Origin of the sequence: Kitasatospora cystarginea (assembly GCF_039533515.1) — a bacterium.
Lineage (GTDB): Bacteria > Actinomycetota > Actinomycetes > Streptomycetales > Streptomycetaceae > Kitasatospora > Kitasatospora cystarginea.
In genome coordinates, this window is sequence record NZ_BAAATR010000205.1 from 1 (window position 1) to 672 (window position 672).

The 672-nt window shown below is 59.8% G+C and carries 1 protein-coding gene; it reads left to right on the plus strand.

The features are described 5' to 3' along the window. Nucleotides 1-672: condensation domain-containing protein (locus ABD369_RS40850; protein WP_344641698.1), on the plus strand; the 672-nt coding region annotated here is incomplete at both ends.

A 672-nucleotide genomic window follows, 5' to 3' on the forward strand; every position in this document is an offset into this window, starting at 1 on the left:
TCGTTATCGACGCGCCAGAGCATCATTCTTTGAAAAAAATTGCCCGTGAGTCGAATTCGTCCTTGTTCATGGTGGTGCATGCGGCGTTGGCGGTGTTGTTGTCGCGGTTGTCGGGGACGTCCGATATTGCGATCGGTACTCCGGTGGCGGGTCGTGGTGAGCAGGTTCTCGATGATTTGATCGGGATGTTCGTCAATACGTTGGTGTTGCGGACGGAGGTGGATTCTTCGGAGAGTTTCGTCGATCTGCTCGCAGGTGTGCGGGAGGCTGATCTTCAGGCGTTTGCGCATGCGGATGTTCCGTTCGAGCGGTTGGTGGAGGTGCTCAATCCGGCGCGGTCGCAGGCTCGGAGTCCGTTGTTCCAGGTGATGTTGGCGTTCCAGAACATGGAGCAGTCGGCGTTGCAGTTGGGTGATCTGCGGGTTGCGGGGGTCGATGCCACTGCGGTGGCGGCGAAGTTCGATCTGCAGCTGACGGTGGTGGAGCAGTTCGACGAGGCGGGTGCTCCGGCGGGGATGGCGGCGCAGTTCACGTATGCGACGGATTTGTTCGACGAGTCGACGGTTGTCTCGTTTGCGGAGCGGTTGGTTCGGGTTCTGGAAGCGATGGTGGCGGAGCCTGATTCGGTTGTCGGGGATGTGGAGTTGCTCGGTGAGGACGAGCGTTCGCAGG